This window comes from Actinoplanes sp. NPDC051494 (assembly GCF_044454705.1).
GTDB lineage: Bacteria > Actinomycetota > Actinomycetes > Mycobacteriales > Micromonosporaceae > Actinoplanes.
On sequence record NZ_JBITDZ010000002.1, the window covers coordinates 726,543 to 749,201 of the forward strand.

Genomic DNA, 22,659 nt, shown 5'->3' on the forward strand with positions numbered 1-22,659 from the left:
CAGCTCACTGGCGACCTGCTGATTCGCCCGGGTCACCCGGTCGTGATGGGGGTGCTGAACGTCACTCCCGACTCCTTCTCGGATGGTGGGCGCTACGCCGGTCTGGACGCCGCCGTCGAACACGGCGTGGCACTGAGCGACGCGGGTGCCAATCTTGTCGACATCGGCGGGGAATCCACCCGTCCGGGCGCCGACCGGGTGGATCCGGCGACGGAGATCGCCCGGGTGCTCCCGGTGATCAAGGAACTCGTGGCGGCCGGGGTGCCGCTCAGCATCGACACCAGCCGGGCCGCGGTCGCCGCCGCCGCCCTGGCCGCGGGCGCCACGATCGTCAACGACGTCTCCGGGGGCCTCGCCGATCCGGACATGGCCCGGGTGGTCGCCGACGCGGGCTGCCCGTGGGTGCTGATGCACTGGCGCGGGCATTCCCGGCGGATGGCCGACCTCGCCGTGTACCACGATGTGGTGGCCGAGGTCCGGGCCGAGTTGCTGCAGCGGGTGGACGACGCGGTCGCGGGCGGCGTGGATCCGGGAAAGCTGATCCTGGATCCGGGCCTCGGATTCGCCAAGACGGCCGAGCACAACTGGGCGCTGAGCACCCACCTCGGGGAACTGGTCGACCTCGGGTTCCCGGTGCTGTTCGCGTCCTCGCGCAAGACCTACCTGGGCCGGCTGCTGGCCGGTCCGGACGGGGAGCCCCGCCCGGTGCCCGGCCGGGAGGCGGCCACCGCGGCGACCTCGCTGCTCGCGTTCGCCGCCGGGGCCTGGGGCGTCCGCGTCCACGACGTCCGCGCCACCGCGGACGCGCTGGCTGTCTGGCAGGCGACCGGAAGCCCCAGTATCCGGAAGCCCCAGTATCAGGAGGAACAGCAGTGAGTGACCGGATCCAGTTGCGCGGCCTCAAGGTGCGCGGCCACCACGGCGTGTTCGACTTCGAGCGCCGCGACGGGCAGGACTTCGTGATCGACGTCGAGCTGGAACTCGACCTGTCCCCGGCCGCCGCCAGTGACCAGGTCGGGGACACCGTCCACTACGGCGAGCTGGCCGGACAGCTGGCCGGGGTCGTCGCGGGGGAGCCGGTCAACCTCATCGAGACACTGGCCGACCGGTTGGCCAGGGTCTGCCTGGCCGACCCCAGGGTCGCCGCCGCCACGGTCACCGTGCACAAACCGCAGGCCCCGATCCCGCACGAGTTCTCCGACGTGGCCGTCACCATCCGGCGGGTCCGGTGACCAGGGCGCTGCTGTCGCTCGGCAGCAATCTTGGCGACCGGTCGGCGTACCTGAAAGGCGCCCTCGACGGCCTGGGTGACAGCGTCGTGGTTGTCTCGGGGATCTCCGAGACCCCTCCGTGGGGCGATGCCGACCAGCCCGCGTACCTCAATGCCGTGGTGCTCGTGACCGACCCGGCGGCGGACCCGCGGGCCTGGCTCGATCGGGCCCGGGCGCTGGAAACGGCGGCGGAGCGGGTACGGGACCCGGAGCGGCGTTTCGGCCCGCGGACGCTCGACGTCGACGTGATCATGGTCTGGGACGCGGACGGGACGCCGGTGATCAGCGACGATCCGGAACTGACCCTTCCGCACCCGCGCGCCCACGTGCGCGCGTTCGTGCTGGAGCCGTGGCTCGAGATCCAGCCGGACGCGACCCTCCCGGGCCGGGGACCGGTGGCCGATCTCCGGAAAGCCGCCGACGGCGGATCCGGCGCCGGCGGATAGAGTCTCAGGGGTGAGCAGCAATCCCGGCGGTGGCGCACCCGATCCGTCGATGCGGCCGACCAGCGTGTCGGCCCTGGCCGTCGCGGCACTGGCCGCGGCCGCCGTCGGCTGGCTCCTGCTCAGCGCGTTCTACTCGCAGATGCCCCGGCTGCCCTGGCTGCCGATCATCGTGCTCGTGGCGCTGGCGGTCGGCGAGGCCTATCTCGCCCAGAACACCAGCGCCCGCATCCAGCACAAGGTCGGCGCGGGCCGGGTCGACCCGCTCGCGGTGGCCCGCTACGTGGTGCTCGCCAAGGCCTCCGCGCTGCTGGGCGCGCTGTTCGGCGGGTTCTCCGCGGGGCTGCTGGCCTGGCTGGCGCTGGAGCCGACCCGGGCCGCCCGCGACGACGTACCGGCCGCGGTCTCCGGGGTCGTCGCCTCGCTCGCGCTGATCGGCGCGGCCCTCTGGCTCGAGCGGGCCTGCCAGGTCCCCGACCAGCCGGACCAGAAAGACGGGGACGACTCGGACAGACGCGCCGGGCGCTCCTGATCCGACGTGCTCGCGGGCTTGAACCGAACCCCCCTCACATCCGTATGCTGGGCCGCGGTGACGAGGAGGTGACGAGATGGCCTACGACGACGCTTCGTACCGTCGTGACGCCGGCGCGGACACGCCGGGCGGTCCCTCGGCGTATCGGGCGGGAGTGGCGGCCACGGATTTCCGGAGCCGGCGTCTCGATGCCGACGACACCGGGGGCATCCGGGTCACCGAGTCGCTGAGCGACTACGGGCGTCCGGACGTCCAGCCCGAGGGCAGGGACCGCCTCGGCGTCCACATCGGCTGGGAGATCGTGCTGCTCCTGACCGTGGCCGCGATCGCGTACCTGCTCTACCGCCTCGACCCGGCGGCGCTCCAGCGGCCCGCACTCGACACGCTGCTGATCTCGGGTGCCGCGATCGGCCTGCTCACGCTCGGCGCGGGGCTGACGCTGCGGGCCGGCGTACCCAATCTCGCGGTCGGCCCGATCGCCCTCGCGGCGTCGCTGCACTACGCCGAGAACGGCGATCAGGGTCTGGTCCAGGCCGCCGTGCCCGCGCTGGGCATCGCCGCCGGTGGTGGCCTGGTGGTCGCGTTGCTCGTGCTGATGCTGCACGTGCCCGGCTGGGTCGCCTCGCTCGGCGCGGCCATGGGCGTCATCGTGTACGACCAGCTGCGCACCGGCCCGGTCGTCGTCCAGGGCACCTACGACCCGTCCGATCACGCGTTCTACCTGTTCGGCGCGTTCGCCCTGCTGGCGGTGTTCGGTGGGGCCCTCGGCACAATCGGCCCGATCCGCCGGCTGGTCGGCCGCATGCGCCCGTACGGTGATCCGGCCGAACGCCGCGGTGGCATCGCCGCCCTGCCGATCGTCGCGTCGCTGATCCTGTCGTCGGTGTTCGCGGTCGTCGCCGGCATCCTGCTGGCCGCCCGGTCGCAGACCCCGATCGTGCCGGGCACCGGCCTGGAATGGACCGGCATCGCGTTCGGCGCGGCCCTGCTCGCCGGCACCAGCGCGTACGGCCGCCGCGGCGGGATCTTCGGCACCCTGCTGGCGGTCGCCGGGCTGACGCTCTTCCTCGACTACGCCGACCGGCGCAACTTCGAGATCGCCCTGTTCGCCGTCGCGGCCGCGACGGTCGGTGGGGGACTGCTGGTGACCCGGCTGGTCGAGACGTACGGCCGGCCGATCCCGGTGGACTCCGGGGAGGACTGGAACGCCGCGGCGTCGACCGGGACGACCTGGTCGCCGGACCTGCCCGAGACCTGGTCGCCGACCACCGGGGAGCCCGCGCCGCAGCAGGGCCGGGCCGGTGGGCAGTGGGATCTCGGCCCGTGGGGCAGCGGGCGCTGAGCGTCGACCTATGCTTGGCCGCATGACCGACGCGACCTTCGCCGAGCTGGATGCCCTGCCCACCGAGGACCTGCGCGAGCGCGCGTTCGCGAAGGCGCGGGAGCGACACGACCTGGGCTTCTTCTGGTCGGTGTTCAAGCACCTGCCGGATGCCGACGAGGCCGCCTCGCTGGACGGCGCGCCGAACACGGTCGGACCCACCGTCGAGGAATTCGTCGCGCTCTGGCGTGAACTGACCGGCCACGGGTATGGCGAGCAGGAGCCGTTGCTTCGTGCCGCTTTTATCGACTATCTCCAGAAGAGCTAGTCTCTGGGGCATTCATTCCTGTCGTTTGAAACGGTAGGTGGGCTGGGAATTAGCGGCCCATGGCTCTCACCAACCGCTACCGGTCCGCGACGGGGACGGGTACCCTCGCCGCGCTCATACTTGTCCTTGTCTTCGGCAGCCCGTGGTACGCCGACTGGGCGACCGACAACACGAATCCCAACACGGCGGGTGGCTGGTGGCTCCGGCTGCTGGCCTGGCCGCACTGGCGCTTCGACTCCGACGACTCGCTGCGCAACATCCTGATCACGGACCTCAAGGCGATCCTGGTCGTCGTGATGACCGCGCTGTTCCTCTACCTGCTGCCCGGTTCCCAGCTGGCCCGGGCCCGGGGCACGCTCAGCCAGTTCTTCGCCGGCTGGGGCGCCTACATCTTCGCGGGCGGTTTCGCCGCGCTGCTCACCACGCTGTTCCTGGCCAACCCCTCGCTGCTCGGCGCGTTCCGGTCGGCCAGCGAAGGCGCCGGCTACGGCCTGTTCGTCGGCTGGATCATCGGTCTGGCCACCCTCGGCGCCCGCCGAGGGACCAGATAACGGCTTCTGAGGGTCCGTCGCCCTGGAGCGACGGACCCTCAAGACTTGACGGGTACGTCGAAGAGCAGCGACCGGGAGATGCTGCCGACCGGCTTCCCGTCCTCGAGCACGACCACGTTCAGTGAATCGCTGGTGAGCATCGCGGAGAGCGCGTCGTACAGCGTCCCTTCCGCGTCGACGGTCGGCAGTCGTTCGATCTGCTCGACCCGGCCGATCGGGCGCATCGACTCGCGGACCTTGGTCACGGCCAGCCGCCGCACCCCGCGGTCTTCCCCGACGAACTCCCTGACCTGCTCGGACGCCGGATTGCCGAGCAGGTCGGCGGGGGTGGCGTACTGCAGCAGCCGGCCGCCGTCGCCGAGCACCGCGATCCGGTCGCCGAGGCGTACGGCTTCGTCGATGTCGTGGGTGACCAGCACGATCGTCTTGCGGACGGTGTTCTGCAGGCGCAGGAATTCCTCCTGCAGATGGGCGCGGACGAGCGGGTCGGCGGCCGAGAACGGCTCGTCCATCAGCAGCACGAGCGGGTCGGCGGCGAGCGCCCGGGCCACCCCCACCTGCTGCCGCTGACCGCCGGAGAGTTCGTGCGGATAGCGCCGGGCATACCGCTCGGGGTCGAGACCGACCAGATCGAGCAGCTCGTCGGCGCGCTCCCGGATCCGCTTGCGGTCCCAGCCGAGCAGCCTCGGGACAGTGCCGATGTTGGTACGGACCGTCTGGTGCGGGAACAGCCCCACGTCCTGGATGACGTACCCGATCGTGCGGCGCAGTGCGTCGGGATCCTGCCGGGTCACGTCCTCGCCGTCGATGAGGACCCGGCCCTTGGACGGTTCGATCAGCCGGTTGAGCATCCGCAGGATCGTCGACTTGCCGCACCCGGCCGGCCCGATGAGCACGACGAGCTCGCCGGCCGGCACCTCGAAGCTGATGTCGCCGACCGCGACGCTGCCGTCGGGATAGACCTTTCCCAGGTTCTCGAGCGTGATCGAGGCGGCCGTCCTGCCCGCCCCGACGTCCGTTATAGGGGTAACGTCCATTTGTGCCCCTCCAGTCCGACAACCCGTGGCTTTCCTGGCGGTATGTCCACGACAACTCTGCCGAAATTCTCTCCGCCGTGCAGTTCCATGCCGGACTAACCGCCCGTGCGGTACTCCTCGCGCTGGCCGTCGCGCTGCCGCTCGCCGTCGTCGCGTACCGGTGGCGCCCGCTGACCACCGCGGTCCTCGCGCTCTCCGGCGCCCTCTCCACGGTCCCGGCGCTGGCCCTGCTCACCGTGATCGCCCCGGCGGTCGGCGCGGCCCGGGACACCTCGGTCCTGATCGCCCTCGCCCTGTGCGCGCTGCTGGTGCTGGTCCGCAGCGTGCTCACCGGGCTGACCCGGGTCCCCGCCGCGGTGCGCGACGCCGCCACCGGCATGGGCTACAGCCGCCTCGGCCGCCTGCTGCGCATCGAACTGCCGCTGGCCCTGCCCGGCATCCTCACCGGCCTGCGGCTGGCCACCGTGTCGACGGTCGCCCTGGTCACGGTCGGCTCCCTGATCGGTCAGGGTGGTCTCGGCGACATGATCCTCGGCGGCTTCCGGGACAACTTCCTCAAAGCCGAGATCCTGACCGGCGCGCTGCTCTGCGTGGCCCTGGCCCTGGTGCTCGACCTCGCACTGGCCGGTCTCGGCCGGCTCCTGACCCCGTGGGCCCGCACATGAACCACGTCCAGGAAGGCCTAGCCTGGCTCAACGACCCGGACAACTGGACCACCCGAGGCGGCCTGCTCGACCGGCTCCAGGAACACGTCATGATCAGCCTGTGGGCCCTGCTGCTGGGCTGCGCGATCGGCTGGCCGCTCGGCATCTGGCTGGGCCACCGCGGGCGGGGCGGCGGCGCGGCGGTCACGATCGCCAACCTGACGCCGGCACTGCCCGCCCTGGCCCTGCTGACGATCCTCCCGCTCACGCCGCTCGGTTTCGGCCAGCCGGCCGTGGTGCTCGCGCTGGCGGTCCTGGCGGTGCCGCCGCTGCTCGCCAACGCCTGCGACGGGCTGCGCCGGATCGACCCGGAAACCCGCGAAGCGGCCCGGGGCATGGGACTCTCCGCCGGCCAGGTCCTGCGCCAGGTGGAACTCCCACTCGCGGTGCCTTCGCTCGCGGCAGGATTGCGTACGGCCGCAGTGCAGGTAGTGGCAGTGACAGCACTCGCCGCGTTCGCCGGCGGCGGCGGCCTGGGCCAGCTCATCTCCTCCGGTCTGGGGATCGGGATCAACCGTGGCGGCGGCGGGCAGATCGTCGCCGGGGGCATCGCGGTGGCGGCCCTGGCCCTGCTCGTCGAAGCCCTGCTCGCACTTCTGCAGTGGCTGGTGACGCCCCGGGCGCTGCGGACCCGGCGCCGGCCCCTCCCGGTCGCCACGGCCGCCTGATCGGTCCGTTTCGGGGTTTCCGCCGAGATTTTCTCAGCGGGTCCCGTTGCCGGACCACCTGCTCATACATTCCGCACACCGGGTGCCGGCACGATGGCATCGGACGTTCTGCTGTTTCGGTAAACAGACAGTCTCGATAACATCAGCCCCCATGTCGGACCGGGACCCCGAGGTGAAGCAGCGCCCACGCCTGCTCACCGGGCTGATCTGGGCCGGCATCGGCCTCGCCCCGATCGCGGCCCTCATCGTGCTCGTCGCCGGCAGCACCGGAGCGGCCCGTTTCGCGGTACTGCTCACCGCGGTCTGCGTCGTCCTCATCGGCGCGGCCATGCTGATCCGCACCGACCCGGTCCTGCACAAAATGGACGTCGAGGACCGCGTCGCCGCCGAGGTGGACGCCCTCCGCGGCAACCTCCGCGACGAGATCGCCGCCACCGCCCGCGCCACCGGCCACCGGGTCCAGGCCGTGGAGGACGAACTCGACCGCCTCCGGACCACCCCGCAGCCGGCATCCCCGGCCCCGGCCGCCCACCAGCCGGTCGCCCAGGGCGCGGTCGTGCAGGGCGCGGTCGCTCAGGGTCAGGTTGCCCAAGGCCCGGCTGCCCAAGGCCCGGCTGCTAAGGGCGCGATTGGCCGAGGCCCGGTCGCTCATGGCGCGGTTGGTCAGGGTCCGGTTGCCCGGGGCCCGGTTGGCCAGGGTCCGGTTGCTCATGGCGCGGTTGGCCAGGGTCCGGTTGCTCATGGCGCGGTCGTTCAGGGCGCGGTTGGCCACGGCCAGGTCGTTCAGGGCGCGGTTGGTCACGGCCAGGTCGTTCCGGGCCAGGTTGTCCAGAATCCCGCCGCCGGGGGTGCGGTGGTCCCGGCGCCCAGGGCGCCGCAGGGGCCGAATCGGCGCCCGGCCCCACCCGCCCAGGGCCGACGCCCGGAGCCGGTCCGAGGGCAGCGCTCAGACCCCGTCCCGGCCCCACGCTCAGAGGCTGCGCAATTCTCAGCACCGGTCCAGCGCTCGGAGCCCATCCCGGCCCAGCGCACGGGCACCGTTTCGGGCCGGCGCGCCGGAACGGTTTCCGGCCGGCGCTCGGATCCGGCCCCGGACGACCGGCCGGAGCTGGGCGATTGGACCGAGCCGGCCTGGTCGGAGCCCGAGCCGGCCTGGTCGGTGCCGGAACCCGCCCGCGCCACGCCCGAACAGTCCTGGTCCGAACCCGAGCAGTCCTGGTCAGAGCCGGAACAATCATGGTCTGAGCCGGAACAATCATGGCCAGAACCCGGACGACTCGAACCGGTGCGGTCCGATGCCGAGCCGGCCTGGTCGGAGCCGGCCTGGTCCGAGCCGGCCTGGTCCGAGCCGGCCTGGTCGGAGCCTGCGGCCGCGCGGGCCGACGATGCTTGGTCCGACCCTGAGGCGGCGCGGGCTGAGGCTGGTTGGTCTGAGCCTGAGGCGGTGCGGGCTGACACTGCTTGGTCCGATCCTGAGCCCGTGCGGGCCGAGGCTGCCTGGTCCGCTCCCGAGCAGCCGTGGTCCGAGCCGGAGCCGACGTGGTCCCAGTCCGGGCGGTCAGGGTCCGAGTCCGGGCGGTCAGGGTCCGAGCCGGAACAGGCGTGGTCCGAGCGGGAACAGGCGTGGTCCGAGCCCGCTCGGTCCGGAGCTGCATCCGCGTGGCCGGAGAGTCGGGACGACGACGCCGACCCGCTGGGTGATCGTGCCGGCCGGCATCCGGGGCAGCGGCCTGCGCCGCCCGGGATGGGGCAGCGGCCGGTATCGGTGGGGCCGGGACAGCGGGCCTTGCCGCCCGGACCGGGGCCGCGGTCCGGGGTGGCCGGTCCGAACCGGCGATTTGCTGATCCGAACCAGCGCCCGGCCCAACTGCCGGGTGCGGCACCCGCCCCCGCCGGCGGTGGTCGTGCCACGGTCGGAGCCCCGAGGGGAAGCGCCGGTCCGGCTGGTGTCCGTTCCGGGCAGGCCCGGGTCGGCTCCGCGTCGGTGCCGCCGATGCTGTCCGCCCCGATCAGTTCCGGTGCGGTGGGGGCGGCTCGGCCTGTCAGCTCGGGCGACAAATCTGACCTGTCCGGCCTGGTGGACTCGCCGCGTTCCGCGAGGGTCCCTGGTCCGTCCGTGTACGGCGGAACTCCCGCGAGCGGGTCAGCCGCCGCGTCGGTCAGCCCGGTGCCCCGGCAGTATGGAACCGCTTCCGCGCCGCCACCCGCGCCACGGTACGGGCAGTACGGCCGGCCGATCGTGGACGAGGGGCCGGGTGCCGTGGAGCCGGAGCCCAGGCCTCGCCGGCGGCATGCCGCTCCGGACACCAGCACCGACCTGGCCGGCTCCGGTCCGGAAGCCGACGCCGAGCAGTTCGGCGACCATGGTTACGGGCTCACCACCGGCGGCATCCCGCGGGATGCGGCCCGTCCCCGGCCCGGGTACCACGGCACGGAAGCCACGAGCCAGGAGGCGGAGGGCACCGAGTACTGGCAGCCCGCCGCGAACTACGCCGAGGCCGAGCCGGACGGGACCTACTCGGGGACCACCTACGGTGGGGCGAACCAGTCGTACGAGGTCGGGACGTACACATACGGCCGGGGGGCACAGCATTCCGCGGCCGGGGGCAACGACGACTACGACAGCAGTGACTTCGTGTCGGCGGGGAGCTACGACTACGGCGGCCCGACCGGGTACGGGTACGGGCGGGACGATCAGGAAGAGCAGAATCGCTGGTAGCGCGGCCTACTTGTCGATGTCGCCGACGACGAAGAACATCGAGCCCAGGATCGCGATGAGGTCCGGCACGAGGCAGCCCGGGATGAGCGTCGCCAGCGCCTGGACGTTCGCGTAGGAAGCCGTTCGCAACTTGAGCCGCCACGGGGTCTTCTCGCCGCGGGACACCAGGTAGTAGCCGTTGATGCCGAGCGGGTTCTCGGTCCACGCGTACGTGTGTCCCTCGGGTGCCTTGACCACCTTGGGCAGCCGCACGTTGACCGGTCCGCCGATCCGGTCGACCCGGGAGAGGCATTCCTCGGCGAGGTCGAGGGACACGTAGACCTGGTCGAGCAGCACCTCGAAGCGGGAGTGGCAGTCGCCGGCGGTGCGGGTCACCACCGGCACGTCGAGCTGGTCGTACGCGAGGTACGGCTCGTCACGGCGCAGGTCGATGTCGAGCCCGCTGGCCCGGGCGACCGGGCCCGACGCCCCGTACGCGGCAGCCTGTTCGGCGGTGAGGACCCCGACCCCGACCGTACGGGCCATGAAGATGTCGTTCTTGCGGATGAGGTTGTCGATGTCCGGCATCCGGGCGCGGACCTCCGCGATCGCCTCGCGGGCGCGGCGGGTCCAGCCGGCCGGCACTTCCTCCTTGAGGCCGCCGACCCGGTTGAACATGTAGTGGATGCGGCCGCCGGAGACTTCCTCCATGACCGTCTGCAGCGTCTCGCGCTCGCGGAATGCGTAGAACATGGGTGTGATCGCGCCGATCTCCAGCGGGTACGAGCCGAGGAACATCAGGTGGTTGAGCACCCGGTTCAGCTCGGCCAGCGCCATCCGCAGCCAGGTGGCGCGTTCCGGCACCTCGATGCCCATGAGACGTTCGACGGCGAGGGCGACGCCGAGTTCGTTGGAGAACGCGGAGAGCCAGTCGTGCCGGTTGGCCAGCACGAGGATCTGCCGGTAGTCGCGGACCTCGAACAGTTTCTCGGCGCCGCGGTGCATGTAGCCGACGATCGGTTCGCAGGTGGTCACGCGCTCGCCGTCGAGGGTCAGTTTGAGGCGCAGCACCCCGTGGGTCGAGGGGTGCTGCGGGCCGATGTTGAGCACCATGTCGGCGGTGTCGAGCCCGGCACCCGTACCGACGGTCATCTCCCGCGCGTCACTCACGGCTCAGATCGTCCCACGAAGCTCGACGCCTATCTCGTGCAGCAACCACCGATGTCCGCCGAGTCCGTCCGGGTCGGTCAGTTCGGCGGCGGCGCCGGCCGCGCCGAGGGCGCGCAGATAGGCCGCCGGGTCGGTGCGGGCGAGGTCGAGCGGTGGTCGTCCGCCGTCGACCCCGAGCGCTCGCAGCGCCTCCCGCTGACCCCTCATCCGGTACGGGTACCCGGGCCCCGCCGCGACCGAGTCCCACGCCACGTGCGCCGTCAGGTCGCGACTGCCGTCCGGCACCGGCGGAACCTGCCGCCCGTCCCGGAACCCGGTGAGCGTCCCCAGCCCCGGCCGATCGCCGCGCAGGTGTCCGTAATCGATCGCGAGCGCCGCCCCCCGGTGCACCGTGGCGACGGCGTCCGCCCAGGCCACGTCGCGGGGCCAGCCGATCTCGACCCGGTCGCCGGGACGGGCGCGCGGCCACCAGCGGGCCAGCCAGAACCGGTCGGCGGCGTCGATGTCGGCGCCCGGTGACTCGAGCCCGGTGCCGGGGTCGACGAGCAGCCGCCGGATCCGGCCGCCGGCGTCGACCTCGGCCACGTCGAGCGGCACGTTGTCGAGCCATTCGGTGGCCAGCAGCACCCCGGTGATCGGCTCGGGCAGGTCCGGCCGCCAGCCGATCTCGGCGGGCAGCCCGGCCGGCCGGGGCGCCACCTCGACCCCGGTCAACCGGAACCGCCCGTGGTCCGCGCCGAGGGCCCGCAGCGCGGCCAGCAGCTCCCCACGCCCGGCGCCGACGTCCACGATCTGCAGCTCCGCGGGCCGGCCGAGCGCCTCGTCGACCGCGTCGATCAGCCGCAGCAGGGCCCCGGCGAACAGCGGTGAGGCGTGCACGCTGGTGCGGAAGTGATCAGCGGGCCGGTCGGCGGCGCCGGTGAAGAACCCGCCCGGCCCGTAGAGCGCCCGGCCCATGGCGTCCCGCCAGCCCAGCCTCGTCACATCGGCCTCGTCATGGGAGTCAATCTAGTCACAGGCTCTTGTCACAGGCGTGTTACGCGGGCGCATACTTTGCCTCGACCGGTACCCCTTGATCGAGGACTGGATCTGGACATGAGCGCGATGCTGCGTGCGAACCCCCTGGTCGTCGGCATTGTCGGCGCGGGCCGGGTCGGTGCCGTTGTCGGTGCCGCCCTCGACGCCGCCGGGCATGACGTCGTCGCCACCGCGGCGGTCTCCGACGCCTCCCAGGAACGAGCCCGGCGACTGCTGCCCCGGGCGGCGATCCTGCCCGCGGACGACGTGGCCCGGGCCGCCACCGACCTTCTCCTGCTGGCCGTGCCGGACGACTCGCTGCGTGCCGTCGTGGCGGGGCTTTCCGCTACCGGTGCGCTCTCCGCCCGTACCGTCGTCGCGCACACCTCCGGAGCGCACGGCGTCGCTGTCCTGGGCGCGGTCGACGGCATCGCGTTGCACCCGGCGATGACGTTCACCGGCGCCGACGGCGACCTGGACCGGCTGCCCGGCATCGCGTGGGGGGTGACCGCGCGGGACCGGGCGTTCGCCGCCCGCCTGGTCACCGACCTCGGCGGCATCCCCGAGTGGATCGCCGAGGACGCCCGCCCGCTGTACCACGCGGGGCTCGCCCACGGCGCGAATCACCTGGTCACGCTCGTCAACGAGGCCGCCGACCTGCTGCGGGCGGCGGGTGTCGAACGGCCGGACGCGGTGCTCTCGCCCCTGCTGCACGCGGCGCTGGACAACGCGCTCACGCTCGGGGACGCCGCTCTGACCGGGCCGGTGTCGAGGGGCGACGCGGGCACCGTACGCAAGCATCTTGACCGCCTGACGCCGGAGTCCGCGCCGGCATATCTCGCGCTGGCGCGCCGGACTGCCGATAGAGCAGTTGCCGCCGGGCGGCTGCGTCCCCAGGACGCGGTGTTGTTGCTGGACGTCCTTGCCGACGCGACCGTGGGGAGCCTCTCATGACCGACCTCGTCCACACCCGGGCCGAGCTGGCCGCCGCGACCGCCGCCGCACCGGGAGAGATCGCGGTGGTGCTGACCATGGGCGCGCTGCACGAAGGGCACCGGCAGCTCATGCGCGAGGCCCGGGCCCGTTCCGCGTTCGTGATCGTCACGATCTTCGTCAACCCGCTGCAGTTCGGCCCGAACGAGGACTTCGCGAAGTACCCGCGCACGCTCGAAGCCGACCTCGAGGCCTGTCGCGCCGAGGGCGTCGCGGTGGTGTTCGCCCCCGACCGCGACGAGATGTACCCGGGCGGCGCCCCCTCGGTGACGATGAACGCCGGCCCGCTCGGCGAGATCCTCGAGGGCGCCAGCCGCCCCGGCCACTTCTCCGGCATGCTCACCGTGGTCGCCAAGCTGCTCCGGCTCACCCACGCCGACGTCTCGTTCTTCGGCGAGAAGGACTTCCAGCAGCTCGCCCTGATCAAGCGCATGGTCCACGACCTCGAACTCGGCGTGGAGATCATCGGTGTGCCCACGGTCCGCGAGACCGACGGTCTGGCCCTGTCCAGCCGCAACCGCTTCCTCGGCCCGGAGCAGCGGCAGGCGGCGCTCGCGCTCTCCCACGCCCTGCGCGAGGGAGCCCTCCAGAACGACCCCGGCCGGGTCCTGGAGGTCGCCACCAAGATCCTCGAAGACGAACCCGGCGTACGCGTCGACTACCTCGCCCTCACCGACCCGCTGCTCGGCCCCGCCCCGGCCACCGGCCCGGCCCGGCTGCTGGTGGCGGCCAAGGTGGGCACCACCCGGCTGATCGACAACATCCCGCTGCACCTCGGAGAGACCGCCTGATGTTCCGTACGATGCTCAAATCCAAGATCCACCGAGCCACGGTCACGCAGGCGGACCTGCACTACGTCGGGTCGGTGACGGTCGACCGCGACCTGATGGAGGCGGCCGACCTCCTGCCCGGCGAGCAGGTGGCGATCGTCGACGTGACCAACGGGGCCCGCCTCGAGACCTACGTCATCGAGGGCACCCCCGGCACCGGCGTGATCGGCATCAACGGCGCGGCAGCCCACCTCATCCACCCCGGTGACCTGGTCATCCTCATCGCCTACGCCCAGATGGACGACGCCGAGGCCCGCACCTTCCGCCCCCGGGTGGTCCACGTCGACCCCACCAACACCATCATCGAGCTGGGCACGGACCCGGCGGCTGCGGTGCCGGGCATGGCCGGCGATCTGGTACGCGGCGACCTCACGGTTGCGGCCCACTGACGCCCACGGCTGCAACCAGCCACTCCCTCACCCACCGCCCTCCTTGCGCTTCCCTCCCAGCCCGGGGGCATTTGCCATACGATGGGCAAAACGGGCGGCAGTGGCATCTCGGAGGGCAAGGTCATGCGGCACTTCAGTCGGCGTCACCTCGGCCGCCGCGGGTGGGGCATGGCCGCGATGCTGGGTCTCACGTTGCTCGTCGCGGGCTGCGGCAACCCGCCCGGCGTCGATGGGAACCTCACCAACGGCTGGGCCGCGATCGGCGCCCCCGCCGGCTTCACCCCGGTGGCCGAGACCTGTCATCTGGCGAACTTCTCGACGTCCGGGGCCCGCTCCTCGTACGAGGAGGTCGATTGTCAGATCAAGCACCGCACCGAGACCGTCTACGTCGGGGAGTACCCGGGTCCCGCCGCCGAGGCCGACGACCCGCCCGCGAACGATTCGGCGGGGCAGCGGGCCGCGTACCAGATCTGTGACAGCAAGACCACCGCCTATGTCGGCGGTCCCTGGCGCACAGCCCGGTTGTGGATCGGGGTGACCCAGCCGACCAAGGCCGCGTGGGCCGGGGGTGCCCGCTGGTATCGCTGTGAGGTGCTGGTCAGCAGCTCGGTCGAGGACGACGCGGGGCTGGTGCAGCGGGTCGGCAGCCTGCGTGACGCGTTGAAGGAGCCGAGGTCGCCGCTGCTGCTCACCTGTTACGGCGTGCAGCTGGACAAGGACGGCAAGATCAGCTCGATGCCGGCCAGTTCGTGCGCGGCCGGGCACAACGCCGAGTTCGTCGGGATCTGGGAGACCGGTGCGGACGTGGCCTATCCGGACAGCAGCAAGGACTGGGACGAGTTCCATGACGGCTGCCGCGCGCTGATCGCCACGTACGTGGATGTGCCCGACGACGCCGACCTCGAGTACCGGGCCGGCGTGGTGTCGTTGCCCGGTGGTGAGGACGTCTGGGCGATGGGTGATCGTGGCGTGCGCTGCTACCTGTGGGTGGACACCGCCACGCTGACGTCGTCGCTCAAGGGCAAGGGCCAGAAAGCCCTTCCTGTCCAGTACCAGTAACCCTTCGCACTTTGCGGCGCCCCGACGGTGAAAAAGACGCACCCGCGGGGTTGACTGATCCCATGTCGCATCTCGCCGACCTTCCGGTGCTCCCCCGCCGCCTGGCCGCCCCCGAGCCGGGCTGGACCGAGTCCACCGACGTGCTGGTGGTCGGCTCGGGCGTGGCCGGCCTCACCGCCGCGCTGCACCTGCGCGAGCAGGGCCTGCACGTCACCGTGGTCACCAAGGTCAATATCGATGACGGGTCCACCCGCTGGGCGCAGGGTGGGATCGCCGGCGTGCTCGATCCGCTGGACACCCCCGAGGCCCATGCGTTCGACACCGAGATCGCGGGGGTCGGGCTCTGCGACCCGGCCGCCGTACGCGTCCTGGTCGAAGAGGGTCCGGCCCGGATCCGTGAGTTGATCCGGATCGGTGCGGAGTTCGACCGCAACGTCGACGGGTCGCTGATGCTGACCCGCGAGGGCGGCCACCGCGCCGACCGGATCGTGCACGCGGGCGGGGACGCGACCGGTGCCGAGGTGCAGCGCGCCCTGCACGAGGCGGTGCACCGCGACCCGTGGATCCGTCTGGTCGAGCACGCGCTCGTGCTCGACCTGCTGCGCGCGGCCGACGGCCGGGCCTGTGGCATCACGCTGCACGTGCTCGGTGAGGGCGACGAGGACGGTGTCGGTGCGATCCTGGCCCGCGCGGTCGTGCTCGCCACCGGAGGCATGGGCCAGGTCTTCGCGTCCACCACCAACCCGGCGGTCTCCACCGGCGACGGTGTGGCGCTCGCGTTGCGGGCCGGCGCGGTCGTCACGGACGTGGAGTTCGTGCAGTTCCACCCCACCTCGTTCGTCACCGCGAGCGTGACCTCGGTGCAGCGGCCGCTCATCTCGGAGGCGTTGCGCGGTGAGGGCGCCCATCTCGTCGACGAGGCCGGGACGCGTTTCATGGTCGGTCAGCACGAGCTCGCCGAGCTGGCCCCGCGCGACGTGGTCGCCAAGGGCATCCACCGGGTCCTGCGGGCCACCGGCGCCGACCATGTCTATCTCGACGCCCGGCACCTCGGCCGCGAGTTCCTGGAGCAGCGCTTCCCGACGATCATGGCGTCCACCCGGGCGGCGGGGGTCGACCCGGCGACCGACCTGATCCCGGTCGCCCCGGCGGCCCACTACGCCTCCGGCGGGGTCCGCACCGACCTGCACGGCCGCACCTCGATCCCCGGCCTGTACGCGTGCGGCGAGGTCGCCTGCACCGGTGTGCACGGTGCCAACCGGCTGGCCAGCAACTCCCTGCTCGAGGGCCTGGTCTTCTCCCGGCGGATCGCCGACGACATCGCCCGTGATCTGCCCGCGCAGGCCGATCCGTCCCCGGCGCTGACCTCCGGCCGTGCACCCGCCGCGCCCGGCTGGGTGGTGTCCCCGGAGATCCGCGGTGAACTGCAGCGTGCGATGACCCGTGGGGCCGGGGTCCTGCGCTCGGCGGATTCGCTGGCGTCCACCGCGAAGGAGCTCGCCCGCCTCGGCGAGCAGCACGGCACCCCGCGCAACGCCTCGTGGGAGGCGACGAACCTGCTCACGGTCGCCGCTGCGCTGGTCGCCTCCGCTGCGGAGCGCCGCGAGACGCGGGGGTGTCACTGGCGCGAGGATCACCCCAACGCCGCCGACGAGTGGCGTGGCCACCTGCTGGGCTCCATCGACCAGCGTGGCCGCCTCGCCCAGACCTTCGAGGAGATGCCATGACCGACGATTCCACCGTGAACGGGAATGCCTACGTGAGTGACGGACTGGATCTCGCCGAGGTCGAGCGGATCGTCTATACGGCGCTGGCCGAGGATCTCGGTGACCCGCCCCGGGACGTGACGAGCGAGGCCACCATCCCCGGCGACCAGGTGGACACCGCCGAGCTGGTGGCCCGGGCCCCGGGCGTGGTGGCCGGGCTGCCGGTGGCGGCCCAGGTCTTCGCGGCGACCTCCGGTGGCACCGCGACGTTCGACCAGCGGGTCCCGGAGGGTGCCCGGGTGGTGCGCGGCGACGTGCTGGCCGTGGTGTCCGGGCCGACCCGGTCGCTGCTCACCGCGGAGCGCACCGCGCTCAACCTGCTGTGCCGGATGTCCGGCGTGGCCACCCACACCCGCAGGTGGGCCGACGAGCTGGCCGGGACCAAGGCGACGGTCCTGGACACCCGCAAGACCACCCCCGGCCTGCGCGCGCTCGAGAAGTACGCGGTCCGGGCCGGCGGTGGCACCAACAAGCGCATGGGCCTGTACGACGTCGCGATGATCAAGGACAACCACAAGCTCGCGGCCGGCAGCATCACCGCGGCCTACCGGCTGGTCCGCGAGAAGTTCCCCGACGTGGCGGTCCAGGTCGAGGTCACCACGGTCGCGGAGGCGGTCGAGGCGGTCGAGGCCGGCGCGGACTTCCTGCTCTGCGACAACATGACGCCCGGCCTGCTCGTCGAGGTCGTGGCGGCGGTCGGCGACCGGGCCGAGCTCGAGGCGACCGGCAACCTGACCCTGGAGACCGTCGCGGCGTACGCGGCCACCGGCGTCGACTATCTGTCGGTGGGCGGCCTGACCCACTCCTCCCCGATCCTCGACATCGCGATGGACCTCCGGGTGTCCTGAATTTAAGGTGCTGCTCGTGCTTTTGTGCATCGACATCGGCAATACCAACACGGTTCTCGCCACGTTCGACGGCGACAAACTGGTCCACAACTGGCGAATCAAGACCGATGCCCGGTCGACCGCCGACGAGCTGGGGCTGATTCTGCGGGGGTTGCTCGCCGGTGATGCCGTCGAGATCACCGGGGTGGCGGCCTGTTCCACCGTGCCGGCCGCGTTGCGGACGTTGCGCACGATGCTGGGCCGTTATTACCGGGATCTGCCGAATGTCGTCGTCGAGCCCGGCGTGAAGACCGGGGTACAGCTCGCCATCGACAATCCGAAGGAGGTGGGCTCCGACCGGGTGGTGAACACGTTGGCCGCGCACGCCCTCTACGGCGGCCCGTCGATCGTCGTGGACTTCGGCACGACCACCAATTTCGACGTCATCAGCGAACGTGGTGAGTTCCTCGGTGGCGCGTTCGCGCCCGGGATCGAGATCTCGTTCGATGCGCTGGCCTCCCGGGCCGCCCAGTTGCGCAAGGTCGAGCCGGCCCGGCCGCGTTCGGTCATCGGCAAGAACACCGTCGAGTGCCTGCAGTCGGGGCTCTATTTCGGCGTCGCCGGTCAGGTGGACCGGATCGTCGACCTGATGACCGAGGAGCTCGGGCAGGTCCGGGCGGTGATCGCCACCGGCGGGCTCGCGGGGCTGGTCAAGGACGCCTGCCGGACCATCACCGCGTACGAGCCCATGATCACTCTGATCGGGTTGCGTATGGTTTATGAGCGGAATGTCGGCTGATTTTCCGGCGTGCTAAACGGCGGACGATTTTGTGACTCTGTGCGACGTGCTGGACATAGATCTTTATCCGCCTATCGTGGGCGGGCTTTTCTCCGGCGACCCGCATTCGATTCCGCGGATCGCCGGAGCGCGGGCCGGGCAACGTCATCGCCGCGCCGTGGCCACCCGTGCCGGGCGCGACGTGCTTCGATGGCATTGCCCGGTATCCGTCTCGCTGGAGTAACGATCTGTCACACCCTTCGCCTTTCTCGGCCCGGCTCCCGGCCGACACGTGTACACGCGCGACAGTCCACCCGGTGGGCGGCGCCCGGCGGTGAATCCGGCAGGCCAGGATGGATTCTGCACCGGGAATGGAAACGGTCCGCGGGGACATTCGTCGAAACGCCACCGTTCCCCTTCGTACCCTCCGTCGGTCCCATATCGAACCCCGCATTGACGGATCACGCGGGCGCAGCGTTATTGTTCTCGGGGATTGCCTGACAAGAGACCCTGTGTTCGGGAGGATAACGGCCCGTGGCCAAGCAGATCATTCACAAGCTTGTCGACGACCTCGACGGCGGTGATGCCGAGGAGACCGTCAAGTTCGCGCTCGACGGCATTCAGTACGAGATCGACCTGTCCGACAAGAACGCGTCGAAATTGCGTGACCTCTTCGCGCCGTACGTGGCGTCCGGAGCGAAGGTCGCCCGCGGCGGGGTGGTCGTGGGAGGCCGGGCTGCCAGGGGCCGTGGCGGCGCGACCGCCGACCGCGAGCAGAACAAGGCCATCCGCGAGTGGGCCAAGAAGAGTGGCAAGGAGATCTCCGACCGGGGCCGGATCCCGCAGGAGATCGTGGACGAGTTCCACGCCAAGGGTCCCGGCCGCTGAGCCGTTCCCCTCGTTCTCCACAGGGTCCGTCGCACTCCCGTGCGGCGGACCCTGCTGCTTTTCGCTCGTACTTCGCTCGGGTTGCGTAAGTTATCCACAGGGGCGGACGCCGTTGTCCACAGGCTGTGGACGAAGCGGGATTTCGCTGTGCGCGTACTCCGCGGGGGTGGGGAACAGCCGCTGAGCGTGCGAAGTTGGGGAAATCATCGGTGCGGGACGTCCCGGCCGGGCTCGAGGGCCCGGCAGAGTCCTCCAGCGGCGATAGAGTAGTCACAGCACGGGTATCACCGATGCCCGGGCGCTGGCCCCGCCAGTTCATTGGCGCACGGCACGTGAGGAGCACGAGGGCATGTTCGAGCGGTTCACCGACCGAGCGCGACGGGTTGTCGTCCTGGCCCAAGAAGAGGCCCGGATGCTCAACCACAACTACATCGGGACAGAGCACATCCTGCTCGGCCTGATCCACGAGGGCGAAGGCGTTGCCGCGAAGGCTCTGGAGAGCCTCGGCATCTCCCTCGAGGGGGTCCGGCAGCAGGTCGAGGAGATCATCGGCCAGGGCCAGCAGGCGCCGAGCGGGCACATCCCGTTCACGCCGCGGGCCAAGAAGGTGCTGGAGCTGTCGCTTCGCGAGGCTCTGCAGCTCGGCCACAACTACATCGGCACGGAACACATCCTGCTCGGCCTGATCCGCGAGGGTGAGGGCGTCGCCGCCCAGGTCCTGGTGAAGCTCGGTGCCGACCTCAACCGGGTGCGTCAGCAGGTCATCCAGCTGCTCTCGGGTTACCAGGGCAAGGAGCCGGCCGCAGCCGGTGCCGCCGCGGGCGAGGCCGCCCCGTCGACGTCCCTGGTGCTCGACCAGTTCGGACGCAACCTGACCCAGGCCGCCCGCGAGGGCAAGCTCGACCCGGTCATCGGCCGGGAGAAGGAAATCGAGCGGGTCATGCAGGTGCTGTCCCGTCGCACCAAGAACAACCCGGTGCTCATCGGTGAGCCGGGCGTCGGCAAGACCGCCGTCGTGGAAGGGCTGTCGCAGTCCATCGTCAAGGGTGAGGTGCCCGAGACGCTGAAGGACAAGCAGCTGTACACCCTCGACCTCGGTGCGCTGGTCGCCGGTTCCCGCTACCGCGGTGACTTCGAGGAGCGCCTCAAGAAGGTGCTCAAGGAGATCCGCACCCGCGGCGACATCATCCTGTTCATCGACGAGATCCACACCCTGGTGGGTGCGGGTGCCGCCGAGGGCGCGATCGACGCCGCCTCCATCCTCAAGCCGATGCTCGCCCGTGGTGAGCTGCAGACCATCGGTGCGACCACCCTCGACGAGTATCGCAAGCACCTCGAGAAGGACGCCGCACTCGAGCGCCGCTTTCAGCCGATCCAGGTGGGTGAGCCGTCGCTGGCGCACACCATCGAGATCCTGAAGGGCCTGCGCGACCGTTACGAGGCGCACCACCGGATCAGCATCACCGACGCGGCGCTCGTGGCCGCGGCGACGCTGGCCGACCGCTACATCTCCGACCGGTTCCTGCCGGACAAGGCGATCGACCTGATCGACGAGGCCGGCGCGCGGATGCGGATCCGCCGGATGACCGCACCGCCGGACCTGCGTGACTTCGACGAGCGCATCGCCCAGGTGCGTCGTGACAAGGAGTCCGCGATCGACGCGCAGGACTTCGAGCGCGCCGCGCAGCTCCGCGACAAGGAGAAGCAACTGCTGGGCCAGAAGGCGCAGCGGGAGAAGGAGTGGAAGGCCGGCGACCTGGACGTCGTGTCCGAGGTCGATGACGAGCAGATCGCCGAGGTCCTGGGTAACTGGACCGGTATCCCGGTCTACAAGCTCACCGAGGAGGAGACGTCCCGCCTGCTGCGCATGGAGGACGAGCTCCACAAGCGGGTCATCGGCCAGGAGGACGCCGTCAAGGCGGTGTCCAAGGCCATCCGCCGTACCAGGGCCGGCCTCAAGGACCCGAAGCGCCCCTCGGGCTCGTTCATCTTCGCCGGTCCGTCCGGTGTCGGTAAGACCGAGCTCTCCAAGGCGCTCGCCGAGTTCCTGTTCGGCTCCGAGGACGCCCTGATCCAGCTCGACATGTCGGAGTTCCACGACCGGTACACGGTGTCGCGTCTGGTCGGTGCGCCTCCCGGCTACGTCGGTTACGACGAGGGTGGCCAGCTGACCGAGAAGGTCCGTCGTAAGCCGTTCTCGGTGGTGCTGTTCGACGAGATCGAGAAGGCTCACCCGGATGTGTTCAACACGTTGCTGCAGATCCTGGAGGACGGTCGCCTGACCGACGGTCAGGGCCGCATCGTCGACTTCAAGAACACGGTGATCATCCTGACCACCAACCTGGGCACGCGGGATGTGGCCAAGGCGGTGTCGCTGGGCTTCCAGGCCTCGGAGGCCGAGGAGTCGAACTACGAGCGGATGAAGGTGAAGGTCAACGACGAGCTGAAGCAGCACTTCCGCCCGGAGTTCCTGAACCGGATCGACGACACCATCGTGTTCCACCAGCTGCGCCAGAACGAGATCCTCGAGATCGTGGACATCTTCACGGCCCGGATCGAAGGCCAGCTGAAGAACAAGGACATGGGTCTGGAGCTGACCGACAACGCGAAGAAGTACCTCGCGAAGAAGGGCTTCGACCCGGTCCTGGGTGCCCGTCCGCTGCGTCGCACGATCCAGCGCGACCTGGAGGACACCCTGTCCGAGCAGATCCTCTTCAACGAACTGCGCCCGGGCCAGATCGTGGTCGTGGACTGCGAGGGCGACCCGGAGAACATCGAGAAGGCCAAGCTGACCTTCACCGGTGCCGACCGGGGAGCCACCGTCCCGGATGCCGTCCCCGCCGACCTCGGCGCGGCCGCGGCCGACGAGTGACCTGCTAGAACCTTTCGGAAACGGCCCGGCGCGAAAGCGCCGGGCCGTTTCCGGTTAATGGGCTGGCCCCGGGCGAATGACCTGGGTCAAGCCGTCGTTCCTGTGGATGATGTACCGCTCGGGCTGGGCCACCAAGCCCGGTCAGGAGCACATCCTGGCGATCGAGATCACCCGGGACGGCTTCGACCGGGCACTCGCCGCGGCCTGCCCCAGCGACTACGACCGGCACAGCGGCGAGACCCGGCAGGAGTGGTCACGGCGGCTCAAGCGCAGCCCGGTCCGGGTGCAGTGGGATCCGGAGCGGTCGTTGCAGCTCGGCGCGCTGCCGTACCGCTCCCTTCAGCTCGGGCTCGCCGGGGAGGCCGCGCGGCTCTACACCGAGGAGTGGATCGTCTCCATCACCGATGTGACCGCCCTGGCCCGGGCGGTTGCGGCGAGCCGGGACCCCGAGTTGGTACCCGTGGAGCGGCCTTACCCGGGAAACGGCCCCACGGAGGGCCCGGCCGCGTGATCATCG

General features: G+C 71.1%; 23 protein-coding genes and 1 pseudogene. 20 read left to right on the forward strand and 4 right to left on the reverse strand.

Translation table 11 applies throughout. The features are described from left to right. Window positions 1–45 precede the first annotated feature (45 nt). From folP to ACIA6A_RS09985, 7 genes are all read left to right on the forward strand, one after another. Window positions 46–876: a dihydropteroate synthase gene (gene folP / locus ACIA6A_RS09955; RefSeq protein ID WP_396097623.1), complete on the forward strand. Its 831-nt coding sequence runs from the start codon at window positions 46–48 to the stop codon at window positions 874–876. Continuing rightward, complete coding sequence (folB, locus tag ACIA6A_RS09960) at window positions 873–1,232, forward strand: dihydroneopterin aldolase (protein WP_396097122.1); 360 nt, start codon at window positions 873–875, stop codon at window positions 1,230–1,232. Before folP ends, folB begins: the two co-directional genes overlap by 4 nt. Next, entirely contained in the window at window positions 1,229–1,717 is a 489-nt protein-coding gene (gene folK, locus ACIA6A_RS09965) for a 2-amino-4-hydroxy-6-hydroxymethyldihydropteridine diphosphokinase (protein ID WP_396097123.1), read from the forward strand. The genes folB and folK overlap by 4 nt, the downstream gene beginning before the upstream one ends. Window positions 1,718–1,766: 49 nt before the next feature. After that, complete coding sequence (locus ACIA6A_RS09970; RefSeq protein WP_396097624.1) at window positions 1,767–2,246, forward strand: DUF3180 domain-containing protein; 480 nt, start codon at window positions 1,767–1,769, stop codon at window positions 2,244–2,246. A 76-nt stretch (window positions 2,247–2,322) separates the two neighbouring features. Next, window positions 2,323–3,588 (forward strand): ABC transporter permease, encoded by a 1,266-nt coding sequence (locus ACIA6A_RS09975; RefSeq protein ID WP_396097125.1) that lies wholly within the window; start codon window positions 2,323–2,325, stop codon window positions 3,586–3,588. A 22-nt stretch (window positions 3,589–3,610) separates the two neighbouring features. Then, complete coding sequence (locus ACIA6A_RS09980; protein ID WP_396097126.1) at window positions 3,611–3,895, forward strand: hypothetical protein; 285 nt, start codon at window positions 3,611–3,613, stop codon at window positions 3,893–3,895. Between the two features lie 59 nt (window positions 3,896–3,954). Then, window positions 3,955–4,446, forward strand: coding sequence for a hypothetical protein (locus tag ACIA6A_RS09985; RefSeq protein WP_396097127.1), 492 nt, complete (start codon window positions 3,955–3,957; stop codon window positions 4,444–4,446). A gap of 38 nt (window positions 4,447–4,484) precedes the next feature. On the opposite strand, the gene ACIA6A_RS09990 is transcribed toward ACIA6A_RS09985, so the two are convergent. Beyond that, the gene (locus ACIA6A_RS09990) at window positions 4,485–5,483 is read right to left on the reverse strand and encodes an ABC transporter ATP-binding protein (RefSeq protein ID WP_396097128.1); all 999 of its coding nucleotides are present in this window, start codon (window positions 5,481–5,483) and stop codon (window positions 4,485–4,487) included. Window positions 5,484–5,485: 2 nt separating this feature from the next. Between ACIA6A_RS09990 and ACIA6A_RS09995 the strand changes: the two genes are divergently transcribed. Beyond that, window positions 5,486–6,148: an ABC transporter permease gene (locus ACIA6A_RS09995; RefSeq protein ID WP_396097130.1), complete on the forward strand. Its 663-nt coding sequence runs from the start codon at window positions 5,486–5,488 to the stop codon at window positions 6,146–6,148. Continuing rightward, entirely contained in the window at window positions 6,145–6,855 is a 711-nt protein-coding gene (locus ACIA6A_RS10000) for an ABC transporter permease subunit (protein ID WP_396097131.1), read from the forward strand. Before ACIA6A_RS09995 ends, ACIA6A_RS10000 begins: the two co-directional genes overlap by 4 nt. 142 nt (window positions 6,856–6,997) lie before the next feature. On the opposite strand, the gene ACIA6A_RS10005 is transcribed toward ACIA6A_RS10000, so the two are convergent. Next, on the reverse strand, window positions 6,998–7,657 hold the full coding sequence (locus tag ACIA6A_RS10005; protein ID WP_396097132.1) for a hypothetical protein: 660 nt from the start codon (window positions 7,655–7,657) through the stop codon (window positions 6,998–7,000). A gap of 1,365 nt (window positions 7,658–9,022) precedes the next feature. Here ACIA6A_RS10005 and ACIA6A_RS10010 point away from each other — a divergent pair. Next, window positions 9,023–9,574, forward strand: coding sequence for a hypothetical protein (locus tag ACIA6A_RS10010; RefSeq protein WP_396097133.1), 552 nt, complete (start codon window positions 9,023–9,025; stop codon window positions 9,572–9,574). Window positions 9,575–9,580: 6 nt separating this feature from the next. On the opposite strand, the gene ACIA6A_RS10015 is transcribed toward ACIA6A_RS10010, so the two are convergent. Then, a complete protein-coding gene (locus ACIA6A_RS10015; RefSeq protein WP_396097625.1) occupies window positions 9,581–10,705 on the reverse strand; it encodes an NADH-quinone oxidoreductase subunit D in 1,125 nt (374 codons plus the stop codon). A 21-nt stretch (window positions 10,706–10,726) separates the two neighbouring features. Beyond that, window positions 10,727–11,680 carry an SAM-dependent methyltransferase gene (locus ACIA6A_RS10020; RefSeq protein ID WP_396097626.1) on the reverse strand — a complete coding sequence of 318 codons (954 nt, stop codon included), beginning with the start codon at window positions 11,678–11,680 and terminating at the stop codon, window positions 10,727–10,729. 138 nt (window positions 11,681–11,818) lie between these two features. Here ACIA6A_RS10020 and ACIA6A_RS10025 point away from each other — a divergent pair, with 138 nt between their 5' ends. From ACIA6A_RS10025 to ACIA6A_RS10070, 10 genes and pseudogenes are all read left to right on the forward strand, one after another. Further along, entirely contained in the window at window positions 11,819–12,694 is an 876-nt protein-coding gene (locus tag ACIA6A_RS10025; protein WP_396097135.1) for a Rossmann-like and DUF2520 domain-containing protein, read from the forward strand. Beyond that, window positions 12,691–13,524, forward strand: a complete 834-nt coding sequence (panC, locus tag ACIA6A_RS10030; protein WP_396097136.1) for a pantoate--beta-alanine ligase — start codon at window positions 12,691–12,693, stop codon at window positions 13,522–13,524. The genes ACIA6A_RS10025 and panC overlap by 4 nt, the downstream gene beginning before the upstream one ends. Beyond that, entirely contained in the window at window positions 13,524–13,952 is a 429-nt protein-coding gene (gene panD / locus ACIA6A_RS10035) for an aspartate 1-decarboxylase (RefSeq protein ID WP_396097137.1), read from the forward strand. Before panC ends, panD begins: the two co-directional genes overlap by 1 nt. Before the next feature lie 123 nt (window positions 13,953–14,075). Next, entirely contained in the window at window positions 14,076–15,011 is a 936-nt protein-coding gene (locus tag ACIA6A_RS10040; RefSeq protein WP_396097138.1) for a septum formation family protein, read from the forward strand. A gap of 62 nt (window positions 15,012–15,073) precedes the next feature. Next, window positions 15,074–16,738 carry an L-aspartate oxidase gene (locus ACIA6A_RS10045; RefSeq protein ID WP_396097140.1) on the forward strand — a complete coding sequence of 555 codons (1,665 nt, stop codon included), beginning with the start codon at window positions 15,074–15,076 and terminating at the stop codon, window positions 16,736–16,738. Then, on the forward strand, window positions 16,735–17,625 hold the full coding sequence (gene nadC / locus ACIA6A_RS10050; protein WP_396097141.1) for a carboxylating nicotinate-nucleotide diphosphorylase: 891 nt from the start codon (window positions 16,735–16,737) through the stop codon (window positions 17,623–17,625). The genes ACIA6A_RS10045 and nadC overlap by 4 nt, the downstream gene beginning before the upstream one ends. A 16-nt stretch (window positions 17,626–17,641) precedes the next feature. After that, window positions 17,642–18,403, forward strand: coding sequence for a type III pantothenate kinase (locus tag ACIA6A_RS10055; protein ID WP_396097142.1), 762 nt, complete (start codon window positions 17,642–17,644; stop codon window positions 18,401–18,403). A 513-nt stretch (window positions 18,404–18,916) separates the two neighbouring features. Continuing rightward, window positions 18,917–19,270: an Lsr2 family protein gene (locus tag ACIA6A_RS10060; RefSeq protein ID WP_396097143.1), complete on the forward strand. Its 354-nt coding sequence runs from the start codon at window positions 18,917–18,919 to the stop codon at window positions 19,268–19,270. A 349-nt stretch (window positions 19,271–19,619) separates the two neighbouring features. After that, window positions 19,620–22,142 (forward strand): ATP-dependent Clp protease ATP-binding subunit, encoded by a 2,523-nt coding sequence (locus ACIA6A_RS10065; protein ID WP_396097144.1) that lies wholly within the window; start codon window positions 19,620–19,622, stop codon window positions 22,140–22,142. A gap of 73 nt (window positions 22,143–22,215) precedes the next feature. Beyond that, a pseudogene (locus tag ACIA6A_RS10070) lies at window positions 22,216–22,653 on the forward strand (DUF4291 domain-containing protein); the annotation flags it as partial. Window positions 22,654–22,659: the final 6 nt, after the last annotated feature.